The organism is Pseudomonas vranovensis (assembly GCF_040438935.1).
In the GTDB taxonomy this organism is placed as follows: domain Bacteria; phylum Pseudomonadota; class Gammaproteobacteria; order Pseudomonadales; family Pseudomonadaceae; genus Aquipseudomonas; species Aquipseudomonas vranovensis.
This window is the reverse complement of the sequence record NZ_CP159259.1, coordinates 2,650,165-2,665,242: the sequence shown is the minus strand read 5'-3', so window position 1 is coordinate 2,665,242 and position 15,078 is coordinate 2,650,165. Positions and strand designations below refer to the sequence as shown.

Sequence of the window (15,078 nt, the reverse complement as noted above, 5' to 3'; positions counted from 1 at the left end):
CTACGGGTGGGAGCGGGTTTGCCCCGCGATGCGTTCGACCCGCCAACCCATACCCCGTTTTGACGATGCTCCCTCCAGGGCAAGGCTTTATACCTGTCTGCGTTTAGTGCCCCCTGGAGATTACCGCTGTGAAACAAGCTCCCCCTTATGTGCCCGGCCACCAGTTGCTGGCCGGCAAGTCTGTGCTGATCACTGCCGCCGCCGGCGCCGGTATCGGCTATGCCGCCGCCCGGCGCAGCGCCGAGGAGGGCTGCCGGGCGTTGATGATTTCTGATGTTCACCCACGCCGGCTGGAGGAGGCGGTCGAACGGCTCAAGGCCGAAACCGGTCTGCAGGCCGTGTACGGCCAGTTGTGCGACGTAACGTGCGAGGAGCAGGTCCAGGCCCTGGTGGCCAGTGCCGATAATGCGCTGCGCGGGGTCGATGTGTTGATCAATAACGCAGGCTTGGGCGGGCAGAAGCGGGTAGTCGAGATGACCGACCAAGAGTGGTCCAAGGTGCTCGATGTGACCCTCACCGGCACTTTCCGCATGACGCGCGCGATGCTCGCGCATATGCAGCCACGTGGTACCGGGGTGATCGTCAACAATGCATCCGTGCTCGGCTGGCGCGCGCAGAAGGAGCAGGCCCATTACGCCGCCGCCAAGGCCGGGGTCATGGCGCTGACCCGTTGCAGTGCGCTGGAAGCCGCCGAGTTCGGCGTGCGCATCAATGCCGTGTCGCCGTCGATTGCCCTGCATGACTTCCTCAAGAAGGCTTCCAGCGAAGAGCTGCTGGCCAACCTTGCCGGGCGCGAGGCCTTTGGCCGCGCCGCCGAGGTCTGGGAGGTGGCCAATGTGATGATGTTCCTGGCCAGCGACTATGCCTCCTATATGGTCGGCGAAGTGTTGTCGGTCAGTTCCCAACAAGCCTGAGGCCACGCCGATGACCCATGTATTCACCAGCGCCCAGGCGCTGCTCGATGCCCAGGGCATGGACCTGGGCTGCACCGAATGGCTGACCATCAGCCAGGAACGAATCAACCTGTTCGCCGAGGCCACGGGCGATCACCAGTGGATTCATGTCGATCCCGAACGCGCCGCCAGCGGTCCGTTTGGCACCTGTATCGCCCACGGCTACCTGACCCAGGCCCTGGCCAATCTGTTTCTGCCGCAGTTGATGCGCGTCGACAACCTGGCCATGGGCGTGAACTACGGCTGCGATCGGGTGCGCTTCCCCGCGCCGGTGCCGGTGGGTTCGCGAGTGCGAGGGCGCGCTGAAGTGCTGCGCAGTGAGGCCGTCGGTACCGCCGTGCAGCAAGTGGTGCGCGTGAGCGTTGAGATCGAGGGCCAGGGGCGCCCCGGCTGTGTGGTCGACACCATCAGCCGCTACACCTTCAACCCAGTCAGCGAGTGAACCCATCCATGGACCAGCAAGAAGTAGTTATCGTCGCCACTGCCCGTACGGCGCTGGCCAAATCCTTTCGGGGTTCGTTCAACGACACCGAGGCACCGGTACTGGGTGGCCATGTGGTGCGCGCGGTGCTTGAGCGCGCCGGGATCGAGGCCGATGCCGTCGAGGATGTGATCATGGGCGCCGCGGTGCAGCAGGGCACCCAGGGCTACAACATCGGGCGCTTGTGTGCCTATACCGCCGGCTTGCCCAACAGCGTGCCGGGCATGGCCCTGGACCGCATGTGCGCCTCGGGCCTGATGAGTATCGGCGTGGCCGCCAAGGGCATCCTGGCCGGTGAGATGAACGTCGCCATTGGCGGCGGCGTGGAGTCGCTGTCGCTGACCCAGACCAAGCACAAGAACAGCTACCGGGCCCGCTCCGAGGCGGTGCTGGAGGTGATGCCCAGTGCTTATATCCCGATGATCGAGACTGCCGAGATTGTCTCGCGGCGCTACAACATCAGCCGCGCCGCCCAGGATGAGTACAGCCTGCAGAGCCAGCAACGCACGGCGGCAGCGCAGCAGACCGGGCTGTTCGATGATGAGATCGTCGGTTTGACGGTCAACAAGCTACTGCTGGACAAAGAAGGCAAACCGGCCGGTCATGAGTCGATCTGGGTCGACCGCGATGAATGCAATCGCCCGAGCACCCGCCTGGAAGACCTGGCTGCGCTCAAACCGGTGTGGAAGGACGGCCAGTGGGTCGAACAGGGCGAGTTTGTCACTGCCGGCAATGCTTCGCAGTTTTCCGATGGTGCCGCTGCCAGCCTGCTGATGAGTCGCGCCGAAGCTCGCCGTCGGGGGCTGACGCCGCTGGGTATCTACCGCGGGATCGCCGTGGCCGGCTGCGCACCGGAGGAAATGGGCATCGGCCCGGTGCTGGCGGTACCCAAGTTGCTCAAGCGCTTTGGCCTGACGGTGGCCGACATCGGCCTGTGGGAAATCAACGAGGCGTTCGCCTGCCAGGTGCTGCATTGCCGTGACGCCCTTGGCATCCCGCCTGAGCGCTTGAACGTCAACGGTGGCGCCATTGCCATCGGCCATCCGTTCGGTATGTCGGGGGCGCGCATGGTCGGTCATGCCTTGCTCGAAGGCCGTCGTCGCGGCGCGCGCTATGTGGTGGTGGCCATGTGCATTGGTGGTGGCATGGGCGCGGCAGGGCTGTTCGAGCTGGACTGACTAAGCCATTTGGACGATGTTGGGTGCGTGGGGCGAGCTGATGATCCTGTCAACAATAACAACAGGATCAACGCCCCATGTGCCTCCCTTCACGACTCAATTCCCGGAGCCCGGTATGCGCCAGCTGATCGGATACGCTGTCAGCGGCGTGATCCTGGCCGCCGTGGCTTTTGCCTTCGCCCCACGCAATCCCGTCCCGCTGGCCGCGACTCAGTTGCAGGTCGACCGGGTGCAGGTCAATGCCCTGTTGATCAACGGCCCGCAACTGCTGGCGGCAGGCGAGCGCGGTACATTGCTCAGCAGTCTCGACAGTGGCCGTTCGTGGCAGGCCGCACGGGTTTCGGCCGAACGCGAGGCGACTCTTACCGGGCTGATCGCTCTGAGCCCCGAGGTGCTGGTGGCGGTCGGTCACGACGGCTGGATCCTGCGCTCGGACGACAGTGGCAACAGCTGGCAGGAAAGCCGTTATGACGCCGAGCTGGGCGAGCCCTTGCTGGGCGTCTGGAGTGGCGACGGCCAGCAGGTCGTGGCTTACGGCAGCTACGGCAAGTACCTGGAGTCCAGCGATGCCGGCCAGCATTGGCAGGCACGCGAGTTGCCGGGCGATGGCGCGCACTTCAACGGCATGGACGGCGACCGCCAGGGCCGGCGCATGCTGGTGGGCGAGCAGGGCCTGGTGTTGCGCTCGGACGATGGCGGGGCTACCTGGCAGCAGCTGCCGGCGTTCTACAACGGTTCCTTGTTTGGCGTGGTCAGCCTCTCGGGTTCGCACTGGTTAGCCTATGGCATGCGTGGCCAGGTGTTCCGCACCGAGGATTTTGGCGAGCGCTGGCAACATGTCGAGCTCGACAGTGCCCAGCCGATCTACGGTCATGCGCGTCTGCCGGGCGAGGCCGGGGTGGTGCTGGTGGGCGCCGGCAGTCAGCTGGTCCACCTCGATGCGCAGGGGCAACTGCTCGACAGCACTCGACGCAGCGGCCTGGGGACCTTGACCTCGGCCGTGGCCCTCAATGCCCGGCACCTGCTGGTGGCCGGTGAGCGCGGTGTTTCCCAGGGACCGGATAGCGGCCTTGCCGCCCATGTACAGTGAGTTTTCCATGACTTCGACTACTTCCCGGCTGCAGCGCTGCGTGCAGGGCTGCGCCGATCTGTTGCTCAACCACCGCCGTGCCTGGCTGGCACTGTTCCTGCTGCTCAGCCTGGGCCTGGGCTACAGCGCTACCCAGGTGCGTCTGGACCCCGGCTTCAACAAACAGATTCCGGTGCGCCATGAGTACATGCTCAACTTCCTCGACTTCAGCCGGGTGTTCACCGGCGCCAACCGCTTGCTGGTGAATGTGCATTGGAAAGGCGAGGGCGATATCTACAACCCTGAGTTTCTCGAGGTGCTGCAGAAGGTCACCGACGATGTGTTCTTCATTTCCGGTGTCAGCCGTCCCAGCGTGACCTCGCTGTTCACCCCCAACGTGCGCTATGTGGAAATCACCGAAGAGGGCTACGTGGGTGATCTGGTGGTGCCGCCGCAGTACGCCGGCACCGCCGAGGACCTGGCCAAGGTGCGCAGTAACGCCGCCCGCGCGGGGCAGGTCGGAAGGCTATTGGCCAACGACCAGCGCTCGGCGCTGGTGCGCGCCGACCTGCAGGACACCGATCCCAAGACCGGCCAGCCGGTGTCGTATGTGGAGATTGCCCAGCGCCTGGAAGACATCCGGGCCCGCTACAACAGTGACACCATCGACATCAACGTGGTGGGCTTTGCCAAGCTGGTGGGCGATGTGGTCGAGGGGCTGAACACGGTGCTGATGTTCTTTGCCGTGGCCTTTGTGATCACCGCCGCGCTGTTGTGGCTGTACACCCGTTCCCTGGCCCTGACCCTGGTGGCCCTGGTGGTGGCGCTGCTGCCGGTGGTGTGGCTGCTCGGGCTGCTGCCGTTGCTGGGCCTGGGCATCGACCCGATGTCGGTGCTGGTGCCGTTTCTGATTTTCTCCATCGGGGTTTCCCACGCGGTGCAGATGAGCAATGCCTGGCGCCAGGAGGTGCTGGCCGGCAGCGGCTCGCACCAGGCGGCGCACAAGGCGTTCTGTGCGATCTTCATTCCCGGCGCCCTGGCATTGCTGATGAACGCCCTGGGCTTTGCCGTGATCATGCTGATCGATATTCCCATCGTTCATGAACTGGGCGTGACCGCCTGCATCGGCGTGATGCTGATGATTGTCACCAACAAAATGCTCCTGCCGCTGATCCTGGCCGGGTTGAAACTGCCATCCCCCAAGCGCACAGCCACTGTACAGACCCGTCGGCACGCGCTGTGGTGGCGCCTGTCGTCCCTGGCCGAGCCACGGCCGGCGCTGGCGGTGTTCGTGGTCAGCCTGGTGCTGCTGGGCGCCGGCGTGCTCAAGGCGCGCCAGCTGGAGGTCGGTGATATCGGAGTGGGAGCGCCGGAGTTGCGCGCCGATTCGCGCTACAACCAGGACAACCAGCGCATCATCAGCAGCTATTCCATCGGCCTGGATGTGCTGTCGGTGTTCGTGCAGACCAACGCCGGCACCGAGGCGTGCCTCAATCCGCAGGTGATGCGCGCCGTGGAGGCCTTTGACTTCCAGATGCGCGCGGTGGCCGGGGTGCAGTCGGTACAGAGCGTGGCCGGCATGGGCAAGGAGATGATCGCCGGCAACAACGAAGGCAACCCGCGCTGGTCGGCCATTCCGGGGTCGTCGCGGGGCCTGCAGCAGGGCTCGCTGGCCTATTCACCGGATTCAGGACTGGTGACCGAAGGCTGCCAACGCATGCAGATCCTGGTGTTTCTCAATGATCACGAAGGGGCGACGGTGTTCCATGTGGTCAACGAGGCCAAGCGCATCATTGCCAGGATCAAGGCGCCGGAGGTGGCCTTCAAGCTGGCGGGTGGCAACGTCGGGGTGATGGCAGCGTCCAACGAGGCGGTCAAGCATGCCGAGGTCATCATGCTGGCGGCGCTGTTCTGTTCGGTGGCGTTGTTCTGCCTGCTGACCTTCCGCTCGCTGCGGGCAGTGCTGTGCATCCTGGTGCCGCTGGGGGGGGTGGCGATCCTGTGCAATGCGCTGATGGCCATGCTCGGCATCGGCCTGAAGGTCGCCACCTTGCCGGTCATGGCCCTTGGGGTGGGTGTGGGGGTTGACTACGGCATCTACCTGTACGAGCGCATCCAGCATGAAATGGCCGAGGGCGCCGAGTTGCGCGAGGCGTTCTACCGGGCCATGTGCCAACGGGGTACGGCGGCGGTGTTCACGGCCTTGACCATGGCCATCGGCGTTGGTACCTGGGCCTTTGCGCCGCTCAAATTGCAGGCCGACATGGGCATCCTGTTGGCGTTCATGTTCCTGGTCAACGTGCTCGGTGCGATATTCCTGCTGCCGGCCCTGGCGGCCTGGTTCAACCAGGGCCGGCCACTGGTCGCCAGGAGCGGGCTGATAGGGAAGCCATTGACGTCGTAGCCGCTGCCGCCAGGCTGCGATCGACTGCGCAGCAGTCGCCATGAACGTTGTGCGGCCGCTTTGCGGCCGATCGCAGCCTGGCGGCAGCGGCTACGAACAAGAACAACAATAATTCCAACGCAGTGCCATGGGGGTGCCTATGCAAAGCCGTATGTCCAATTCGCAGGTTCTGGCGCAGATGGGGCTGGACATGGAGACGTATGAGCAGTTGATCGGCGAGCTGTACGATGGCGCCCTGGATACCCGCCGGGTGGCCGAGTCGCTGCGCAAGCTGCAGCTGTTGTTCCAGGCCAATATCGTCACGTTGATCCTGCGCGCAGTGGATGAACCCTACCTGTCGCCGATGCTGGCGGTGGGGGAGGTCAGCGGCGCCGGTGAGATTCAGCACTATGCCTATTACAGCAAGTCGACGCCCTTCAATAACCTGCCGCTGGACCAGGTGTTCACCATCGACGACCTGATGAGCGAAGCCGAGTGGCTGGGCTCTTCGTTCTACCTGTTGTACTGCCAGCCTTACGGCTGCTTCCAGATGCTCGGCGCCGATATCAGCATGCCCGACGGCGGCAAGCTGCGTATCCGCATCAACCGCCGCCGCGACCAGCCCCGGTTCAACGATTGCGAGCGGGCACTGTGCGCGATGTTGCTGCCGCACTTGCGTCGGGCCCTGCACCTGCATGCGCAGCTGGACCGCAGCGAGTCGTTGGGCAGCCTGTACTTCCAGGCCATCAGCCGCTTGTCGGTGGCCACCATCGTGCTCGATGAGAGCGGCAGTGTGCTGCAACTCAACCCGGTAGCGCGGGACATCCTCGACAGCAACGATGGCCTGAAACTGGTAGGCGGGCGCCTGGAGGCCACTTATCCCAGTGACAACCGCGAGCTCACACGCCTGGTACGCGACGCCTTCCAGCGCGCACGGCTGGGCGATGTCGGCCATTGCAATGCCGCCGCGCTGTCGATTTCAAGGCCTTCCGGGCAGGTCAACCTGGGGGTGGTGGTGGAGTTGATCCCGTCCCAGGAATGGGTCGAAGGCAAGGGCCAGCCGACCGTGGTGGTGTATGTGCGCGATGCGGTGGGCAAGTCGTTGGTCAGCAACCTGGCGACTGCGCAGCTGTACAACCTGACCCCGGCGGAAACCGGCCTGGCCATGGAACTGGCGAACGGCCTGTCGCTGGAGGAAGCCTCCGAGGTGTTGAACATTCGCCGCAACACGGCGCGCGCGCATTTGCGCTCGATCTTCTCCAAGACCGGCGTGCGCCGCCAGACCGAACTGGTGCGCATTTTGCTCAACAGCGTGGTCGCCCTGGGGCCGCCCGGGGCCTTGCCGCCGGTGGTGAAGGCCGTGGGGTAAAAATGCGTTAGTCCGAGCAGACGATGTCCGGGCTTGGACCCACTGCCAATACTGGGCCACCGCTATCGGAAAACCACGGAGAACAACAATGACCGAGCGTAATCCATCCCACTTCAAGGCCCCTGGCAATCGCCCGCGCTGGCTGCTGGCAGCAGTGCTTGGCGCTGCCTGTGTGGGTGCTGTTCAAGCAGCCCCGGAAGACGCCGCACGCCTGGGCAGCGAGCTGACCTGTGTTGGCGCCGACAAGAGCGGCAACGCCGATGGCAGCATTCCGCCCTACAGCGGCAAGTGGTTGGGGGTACCGCCACAGGTGCAGTTCAAGGGCACCGGCAATCATCCGGTTGACCCGTACCCGGACGAAAAGCCGCTGTTCGTGATTACCTCCGCCAACCTTGCCCAGTACACCGAGTACCTGTCCGACGGGCAGAAGGCCCTGTTCAAACTGTACCCGCAGACCTACAAGATGCCGGTCTACCCCACTCACCGGGATTTCCGCTTTGCCGACTCGGTGTGCGAGGCGACCCGCGAGAACGCCAGTGTCGCGCGCCTGGTGGATGACGGCGAAGGGGTAGTGGGCAAGACCGGTGGCACGCCGTTCCCGGTGCCGCGCAGCGGCCTGGAACTGCTGAAAAACGCCTCCACCTTCACCCTGCGGGCCTGGACCGAGGAATACGTCTCCGACAACGCCTACGTGCTCAAGGACGGCAACATCAACTGGGGCCGGGTGCATTCACGCAACCTGGCGCCGGCGCTGCAACCGGGCAAGGTCGGCGACACCGTGGGCAACTCCTCGTTCTACCTCAACGAAACCCTGCTGCCTCAGCGTGACAAGGGCGAGATCAACACCGGCACAGAGTTCTGGAACGACAAGACCGAGCCGCGCCAGAGCTGGCGCTACGACCCGGGCACCCGCCGGGTACGCCAGTCGCCGGGCTATGGCTTCGACATGGCCTTCCCGGGCTCCGGTGGTTCGATCACCGTGGACGAGGTGCGTCTGTTCAACGGCTCGGGCCAGCGCTACGACTGGAAGATCGTCGGCAAGCGCGAGATGTTCATTCCCTACAACACCTACCGCCTGCACGCGGCCAACCTCAAGTACGCCGACCTGCTGACGCCGGGGCACATCAACCCCGAGGCCATGCGCTACGAGCGTCATCGGGTGTGGGAGCTTGAAGGCACCCTCAAGCCGGGTTATCGCCACTTGTACGGCAAGCGCAAGCTGTACATCGACGAAGACACCTGGTTCCCGATGCTGGCCGACAACTACGACAACCGTGGCGAGCTGTGGCGCACGTCGATGGTCAACTACTTCTACGCCTACGAATCCCAGGTGCCCCAGGCCGGGGTTGGCCTGTACCACGACCTCAACGCCGGCAGCTACCTGGCGTTCAACCTGATCAACGAACAGCGCAACGGCTACATGCTCAACAAGGGCGGTTTCAGCCCGCGTGACTTCGGCCCGGAGGCTGCGCGTCGGGCCGGGCAGTAGCGGGGGGTTGTCGATCTAGTCCGTTTGAACGATGAGCTGCCCGCAAGGGCTGCTCAATGATGTCGGGTAGGGAATGTGCCGGCTGCCTGGTCCGGTATGGCTTACCCGGAGTTTCCACCAGAGGAAGAACAAGAACATGACGAAACTCGCTGAACTGAGCATCGAGAATACCCAGCGCACCCACCGCTATGCGCGTGGCTGGCACTGCCTGGGCGATGCTGCTGACTACCGTGATGGCAAGCTGCACACCCTGAACATCTTCGGCACCCGCCTGGTGGCCTTCGCCAACAGCGAGGGCAAGATCAGCATTCTTGATGCCCATTGCCCGCACATGGGCGCCGACCTGTCCCAGGGCACCATCGAAAACGACACCGTGGTCTGCCCCTTCCACCACTGGAAGTACGACACCACCGGCAAGTGCGTGGAGATCCCGTACTGCAAACGCATCCCGCCCAAGGCCAAGACCCGCAGTTGGTTGACCTGCGAAGAGAACAACCTGCTGTTCGTGTGGAACAACCCCGAGGGCCTGGCCACCCAAAGAGGGTGTGGTGATCCCGCACCTGGAGGAGATGGACAGCGACGATTGGATTCATGAGTGGAACATCGACACCATGCTCATCGAGACCAACCCGCGCGAGCTGGTCGACAACCTGGTCGATGCCCAGCACTTCGGCCCGGTGCATGGCACACCGACCAAGTACTTTGCCAACGTCTTCGAAGGCCATATTGGCCGGCAGATCTTCCATGGTGACTCCGAGCGCCTGGGGGGTGACCTGATCGCACCGTCGGCCTACTACGGCCCGGCCACCCACTTCACTCACCTGAGTTCGATGTTCGGCGACGTGCGGGTGCATGCAATCCTGCTCAACAGTCATGTGCCGGTGACGCCAGACAGCTTCCAGCTGCGCTTTGGCTGCATGGTCAAGCGTGTGCCGGGCTGGAGCGAGGAGCAGAACCGCGAAGTGGCCCAGGCGTATGTGATGGGTAACCGGGCCTCGTTCTACCAGGACGTGGACATCTGGAAGCACAAGATCCGTATCGACAAGCCGGTACTGGCCGAGAATGACGGCCCCGTGTACCAGCTGCGCGAGTGGTACCAGCAGTTCTTCACCGACGAAGACCTGGTGCCGGCGAGCATGGCCGAGCGTCGCGAGATCGTGACAGTCGACGAGCGTTGAGTGGCGACCGGCCTCGGGGCAGCCTGGGGCCGGTGTGTTGCATTTGCCTGGTTGCGGGAGTGCCGACAATGAAAATAAAAAGCCTTCGAGCCTACTGTGTACCGCTGTTGAGTGTTGTGATCGTGGTGTATGCAGTGTTGACGGTGACGCCGCCCAAGGACCGCAGTTGTCCGGCGTGTGTGATGATGCCGAGTTTTCAGGGGTTGCAGACGTTGCGATAGTGGTAAGCGCAACTGACTTGAACCACGGCCGATCGCAGGCTGGCGCGATCATCTGTAGCCGCTGCCGAGGCACGAGGCTGCGATCGGCTGCGCAGCAGTCGCCAGGCAGGTGCGATGGTCTTGAAGCACGACCGCAGCGCGCTCGATCGCAGGCTGTCGCCAGCGGCTACGTCGGTTTCTGTATGCGCCTGGAACAATCGGCTCAAACGCTGAGGATCTCGTTCACCAGCCACTCCAGCGCCCGCTCGCGCCCGCGCTGGGCCAGGTACACCACTTCCAGCTCGAATGGCTCCAGCGCAAAGGGCAGGTCGAACAGTTGCAGTGGCAACAGCGCCGCGAACTGGCGTGCCACCTGGGTGGGCAAGACCACGCACAGGTCCGTCGCCGCCACCAGGTGGGCGGCCTGCAGGTAGTTGGGCGTGGTGTAGACGATCTGCCGCGTCAGTCCTTGTTCGCCCAGCCACTGATCGACCATGCCGCGTGTCTGCCCGCCATACACCCACAAGTGCCGCAGCCCGAGAAAGGTGTCCAGGTCGAGCGCGCCATGCACCCGTGGGTGATCCCGCCTCACTGCTACCTGCAAGGTTTCGCTGCGCCAGTGATGACGGGCAAAGCGCGCCGGTATTTCGTCGAAACGCCCCACCAGCAGGTCGAGGCTGCCACGGTCCAGCGCATCCACCGGCAGGCTCGGGGCCAGCGGCATCATGTCCAGGCGTACATGGGGGGCTTGTTCCTGCAACTGGCACAACAAGCTGGGCATGCACAGCTGTTCGACAAAGTCGGTCATGGCCAGGCGAAAGTGCTGGCGGCTGTGCAGCGGGTCGAAGCTGTCGCCCACGCTGAGGGTCTGCTCGATCTGCAACAGGGCGGCACGAATCGGGCCTTCCAGTGCCAGGGCCCGAGGGGTTGGCTGCATGCGCCGGCCAACGCGCACCAGCAACGGGTCGTCGAGCAGTTCGCGCAGGCGCGCCAGGGCGTTGCTGACGGTGGGCTGGCTCAGGGCCAGGCGCTCGGCGGCGCGCGAGACGTTTTGCTCGCGCAGGAGTACGTCGAGGATGCGCAGCAGGTTGAGATCGAAGTTGGATATATTCATCTAACCAATATCAGGCATATGAAAATGAAATTTCTCAAATAGTAGGCAGCTGCTTAGGGTGTCGGCAATCCTTCTTTCTGATTGGGAGTGCCAGGTGTGAGTAACGGATTCGATGTGCAGCAGGCAGCAGTGGTTGGGGCCGGAACCATGGGCCGGGGTATCGTGATCAGTCTGGCCAGTGCCGGCATCCCGGTGTTGTGGCTCGACAGCAATGCAAAGATGGTCACTGCAGGCCGGAAGGTGGCCGCCGACACCTGGGCCCAGCAAGTGGTCAAGGGGCGTATCAGCGAAGCCCAGGCCGAGGAAAACCTGGCCCGGGTCCAGGCGGTGGACAGCTATGCGGCACTGGCCGATGTCGATCTGGTGATCGAGGCGGTGTACGAGAACCTCGAACTCAAGCAAAGCATTTTCAGCGTTCTGGACAACACCCTGAAACCCGGCGCGATTCTGGCGAGCAACACATCGGCCCTGGATATCGATGCCATCGCCGCGGTCACCTCGCGCCCCGATCATGTACTGGGTCTGCATTTCTTCAGCCCAGCACACATCATGAAGTTGCTTGAAGTCGTTCGCGGTGCGCACACCGCGCCTGCCGTGCTGGACGCTGCACTTGCCCTGGGCAAACGCCTGGGCAAGGTCGCGGTGGTGGCCGGCAACTGCCATGGTTTTATCGGCAACCGCATGCTCAAGACCTATGTCGACGAGGCGCGCAAGATGCTGCTCGAAGGCGCCTTGCCGCGTCAGGTGGACGGGGCACTGCAAGCCTTCGGTTTCGCCATGGGGCCATTTCGCATGTACGACGTGGTCGGTATCGACCTGGAATGGCGTGCCCGCCAGTTGGCCGGGCAGGGCATGGACAGTCCGCTGGTGCAGATTGATAACGCCCTGTGTGACCTGGGCCGCTTTGGCCAGAAGTCCGGTCGCGGTTTCTACTGCTATGCCGAGGGCAGCCGTGAAGCGCTGCACGATGCCGAGGTCGATGCCCTGGTGGAAGAAATCGCCAAGGGCCTTGGGCTGCGTCGGCGCGTCATCAGCGACCAGGAAATTATCGAGCGCTGCCTGCTGGCCCTGGTCAATGAAGGCGCGAAGATCCTGCAAGAGCATATCGCCGCCAACAGCCATGACGTCGACCGGGTCTACCTCAATGGCTACGGTTTTCCGGCTGCCGTCGGCGGGCCGATGGCTTGGGCCGATGGCCAGGGCCTGGCGTCGATCCAGGAGCGTCTGGAGCGCTTGCAGCGCATGCTTGGTGAACACTGGAAACCCGCGCCCCTGATTGTTCGACTGGTAGCCGCAGGCAAGGGCTTTGCCGATGTGCAGGAGGGCCGGGTATGAGCTACCAGGCACCGCTGCGTGACATGCGCTTTGTGCTTCATGAGCTGTTCGATGTGCAGGGGCACTGCGAGCATCTGGGTAAGGGCCTGGACCGCGAAACCATTGATGGCGTGCTGGAAGAAGCGGCGCGCTTTGCCGCTCAGGTGGTGGCGCCGCTCAACCGTAACAGCGACGAGCAGGGCTGCCGGCTGCAGGACGGCAAGGTAACCACCCCGGACGGCTTTGGCGAGGCCTATCGGCTGTATGTCGAGCAGGGCTGGGCGAGCATGACCGGGCCGCTGGACTTTGGGGGCCAGGGTTTCCCGCAGATGGTCTCGGCCAGCTTCCACGAGATGCTGATGGGGGCGTCGCTGTCGTTCCGGGCCTATTCGGGATTGACCGAAGGCACGGTGCTGGCGCTGGACCGGCACGGCAGTCCGGAACTCAAGCGGGCCTATCTGGCGCAGCTGGTCAGCGGCGCGTGGAGCGGCACCATGTGCCTGACCGAACCCCAGGCCGGCACCGACCTGGCGCTGCTGCGCACCCGGGCCCAGCCCCAGGCCGATGGCAGCTACCGGCTAGAGGGCAGCAAGATTTTCATTACCGGCGGCGATCAGGACTTGAGCGACAACATTGTTCACCTGGTGCTCGCCCGGTTGCCCGACGCGCCACCCGGGGTCAAGGGCATCAGCCTGTTCCTGGTGCCCAAGCGCCTGCTGGCGGCTGATGGCAGGCCGGGTGAGGGCAATGCGCTGGGTTGCGGCGCCCTGGAACACAAGATGGGCCTCAAGGGGGCATCCACCTGCGTGATGAATTTCGATGGCGCCACCGGCTGGCTGGTGGGTGAGCCGAACCAGGGCCTGGCCTGCATGTTCACCATGATGAACGATGCGCGCTTCCAGGTCGGCTTGCAGGGCCTGGGGATTGCCGAGGCGGCGTTCCAGGGTGGCCTGGCCTATGCCCGCGAGCGTTTGCAGTCGCGCGGGTTGGCGGGCCCCGTGGCGCCGGACAAACCGGCCGACCCGATCATCGTCCACCCGGATGTGCGACGCATGCTGCTGACCCAGAAAACCCTCAGCGAGGGGTGCCGCATGCTCGGCGCCTACACCGCCCGCCAGCTCGACCTTGAGCACGGTGCCAGCGATCCGGCCGAGCGCAAGGCCGCTGCACGGCGTGCGGCCTTGTTGATTCCCATTGTCAAAGCATTTTTCACCGATGTCGGCCAGGAGGTCGCAAGCCTCGGGGTGCAGCTGTATGGCGGTCACGGATTCATTCGTGAGTGGGGCATGGAGCAATTGATGCGCGACAGCCGTATCACCCAGCTGTACGAGGGTACCAATGGTATCCAGGCGCTGGACCTGATCCGGCGCAAGGTGCTGGGCGACGGCGCTGCCGAGCTCAACGGCATGATCGAAGAACTGGCTGCGCAGGTTGAGCAGGCAGCGCAGGACCCGGTGCTGGCAGCGATGGCCGCCAGGGTTCGGGCTCAGTTGGAACAGTGGCGAGCGCTGGGCGACTCGGTAGTGGCCGCGTGCGCCCGCAACCCTCAGGAAATCGGCGCGGTGTCGGTGGATTTCCTCGCGTACTCGGCCTATGTGCTGTTGGCTGCCCTGTGGCTGCAGGCGGCGACCAAGGCCCGTGCCGCCCTGGTCGGCGGCAGCGATGAGGCGGCGTTCTACCAGGCCAAGCTGCAGTCGGCGGACTTCTACCTGCGTCGGGTGCTGCCACGGGCCGGTGCTCATCGCGAGGCGCTGCTGGCCGGTGCCGATTGCCTGATGGCCATGGCAGAGGCGGATTTCGCTTTTTGATACCGTTTCCACACCCATGTGGAGGTCTCGACGTCATGGTCCACGCCATCGAGGCCTTTACCCACCCGTACAAAGGCCGCCCATCGAGATGAACCTGTGATGAACCCACTGCTGCGCGAAGCGTTCAGCCATTTCCAGCCGATCAGCACGCGCTGGCACGACAACGATGTGTATGGCCACGTCAACAACGTCGTCTACTACAGCTTTTTCGACAGTGCGGTGAACACCTACCTGATCGATGCTGGCGGCCTGGATATCCACCAGGGCGAGGTTGTTGCCTATGTGGTCAGCTCCAGCTGCGACTACTTCGCCGCCATCGCCTTTCCCGAGCATATCGAGGTGGGGGTGGCGGTCAGCAAGCTGGGTAACAGCTCAGTGCATTACGCACTGGGCATTTTCAAGGCCGGGGAGCAGCAGGCATGCGCGGCGGGGCGGTTTGTCCACGTCTTCGTCGAACGCGCCAGCAATCGCCCTGTGCCCATTCCTGAACCTGTGCGGGCGGCATTGGGCCGTTTGCTGTGTGACTGACCCTGGAGTGCTTT

At 64.0% G+C, this 15,078-nt stretch carries 11 protein-coding genes and 1 pseudogene; 11 read left to right on the top strand and 1 reads right to left on the bottom strand.

The window, feature by feature from the left end; all coding sequences use genetic code 11:
* The first annotated feature begins 128 nt into the window (after positions 1-128).
* The 8 genes and pseudogenes from ABVN19_RS12220 to ABVN19_RS12185 all read left to right on the top strand — a co-directional run bounded on the left by ABVN19_RS12220 (position 129) and on the right by ABVN19_RS12185 (position 10,100).
* Positions 129-914 carry an SDR family oxidoreductase gene (locus ABVN19_RS12220; RefSeq protein WP_028944785.1) on the top strand — a complete coding sequence of 262 codons (786 nt, stop codon included), beginning with the start codon at positions 129-131 and terminating at the stop codon, positions 912-914.
* Positions 915-924: 10 nt separating this feature from the next.
* A complete protein-coding gene (locus ABVN19_RS12215; RefSeq protein WP_028944786.1) occupies positions 925-1,395 on the top strand; it encodes a MaoC family dehydratase in 471 nt (156 codons plus the stop codon).
* 8 nt (positions 1,396-1,403) lie between these two features.
* Positions 1,404-2,612 (top strand): acetyl-CoA C-acyltransferase, encoded by a 1,209-nt coding sequence (locus ABVN19_RS12210; RefSeq protein WP_028944787.1) that lies wholly within the window; start codon positions 1,404-1,406, stop codon positions 2,610-2,612.
* Between the two features lie 115 nt (positions 2,613-2,727).
* Positions 2,728-3,702 carry a YCF48-related protein gene (locus ABVN19_RS12205; RefSeq protein ID WP_028944788.1) on the top strand — a complete coding sequence of 325 codons (975 nt, stop codon included), beginning with the start codon at positions 2,728-2,730 and terminating at the stop codon, positions 3,700-3,702.
* 7 nt (positions 3,703-3,709) lie between these two features.
* Positions 3,710-6,085: an efflux RND transporter permease subunit gene (locus tag ABVN19_RS12200; protein ID WP_028944789.1), complete on the top strand. Its 2,376-nt coding sequence runs from the start codon at positions 3,710-3,712 to the stop codon at positions 6,083-6,085.
* Between the two features lie 139 nt (positions 6,086-6,224).
* A complete protein-coding gene (locus ABVN19_RS12195; RefSeq protein WP_028944790.1) occupies positions 6,225-7,433 on the top strand; it encodes a helix-turn-helix transcriptional regulator in 1,209 nt (402 codons plus the stop codon).
* Positions 7,434-7,521: 88 nt separating this feature from the next.
* Positions 7,522-8,922 carry a DUF1329 domain-containing protein gene (locus ABVN19_RS12190; protein WP_084167993.1) on the top strand — a complete coding sequence of 467 codons (1,401 nt, stop codon included), beginning with the start codon at positions 7,522-7,524 and terminating at the stop codon, positions 8,920-8,922.
* Between the two features lie 136 nt (positions 8,923-9,058).
* A pseudogene (locus ABVN19_RS12185) lies at positions 9,059-10,100 on the top strand (Rieske 2Fe-2S domain-containing protein).
* 423 nt (positions 10,101-10,523) lie between these two features.
* On the opposite strand, the gene ABVN19_RS12180 reads toward ABVN19_RS12185, so the two are convergent.
* Complete coding sequence (locus tag ABVN19_RS12180) at positions 10,524-11,414, bottom strand: LysR family transcriptional regulator (protein WP_105642756.1); 891 nt, start codon at positions 11,412-11,414, stop codon at positions 10,524-10,526.
* Positions 11,415-11,510: 96 nt separating this feature from the next.
* Here ABVN19_RS12180 and ABVN19_RS12175 point away from each other — a divergent pair, with 96 nt between their 5' ends.
* From ABVN19_RS12175 to ABVN19_RS12165, 3 genes are all read left to right on the top strand, one after another.
* Positions 11,511-12,749 carry a 3-hydroxyacyl-CoA dehydrogenase gene (locus ABVN19_RS12175; RefSeq protein WP_105642755.1) on the top strand — a complete coding sequence of 413 codons (1,239 nt, stop codon included), beginning with the start codon at positions 11,511-11,513 and terminating at the stop codon, positions 12,747-12,749.
* Positions 12,746-14,536 (top strand): acyl-CoA dehydrogenase C-terminal domain-containing protein, encoded by a 1,791-nt coding sequence (locus tag ABVN19_RS12170; protein ID WP_105642754.1) that lies wholly within the window; start codon positions 12,746-12,748, stop codon positions 14,534-14,536. The genes ABVN19_RS12175 and ABVN19_RS12170 overlap by 4 nt, the downstream gene beginning before the upstream one ends.
* Positions 14,537-14,635: 99 nt before the next feature.
* Positions 14,636-15,064 carry a thioesterase family protein gene (locus ABVN19_RS12165; RefSeq protein WP_105642753.1) on the top strand — a complete coding sequence of 143 codons (429 nt, stop codon included), beginning with the start codon at positions 14,636-14,638 and terminating at the stop codon, positions 15,062-15,064.
* Positions 15,065-15,078: the final 14 nt, after the last annotated feature.

What these genes read in the sequence shown, in the direction of transcription:
- ABVN19_RS12215 (WP_028944786.1), top strand. Translation starts at nt 925, where the DNA reads ATGACCCATGTATTCACCAGCGCCCAGGCGCTGCTCGATGCCCAGGGC.
- ABVN19_RS12210 (WP_028944787.1), top strand. Translation starts at nt 1,404, where the DNA reads ATGGACCAGCAAGAAGTAGTTATCGTCGCCACTGCCCGTACGGCGCTG.
- ABVN19_RS12205 (WP_028944788.1), top strand. Translation starts at nt 2,728, where the DNA reads ATGCGCCAGCTGATCGGATACGCTGTCAGCGGCGTGATCCTGGCCGCC.
- ABVN19_RS12200 (WP_028944789.1), top strand. Translation starts at nt 3,710, where the DNA reads ATGACTTCGACTACTTCCCGGCTGCAGCGCTGCGTGCAGGGCTGCGCC.
- ABVN19_RS12195 (WP_028944790.1), top strand. Translation starts at nt 6,225, where the DNA reads ATGCAAAGCCGTATGTCCAATTCGCAGGTTCTGGCGCAGATGGGGCTG.
- ABVN19_RS12190 (WP_084167993.1), top strand. Translation starts at nt 7,522, where the DNA reads ATGACCGAGCGTAATCCATCCCACTTCAAGGCCCCTGGCAATCGCCCG.
- ABVN19_RS12180 (WP_105642756.1), bottom strand. Translation starts at nt 11,414, where the DNA reads ATGAATATATCCAACTTCGATCTCAACCTGCTGCGCATCCTCGACGTA.
- ABVN19_RS12170 (WP_105642754.1), top strand. Translation starts at nt 12,746, where the DNA reads ATGAGCTACCAGGCACCGCTGCGTGACATGCGCTTTGTGCTTCATGAG.
- ABVN19_RS12165 (WP_105642753.1), top strand. Translation starts at nt 14,636, where the DNA reads ATGAACCCACTGCTGCGCGAAGCGTTCAGCCATTTCCAGCCGATCAGC.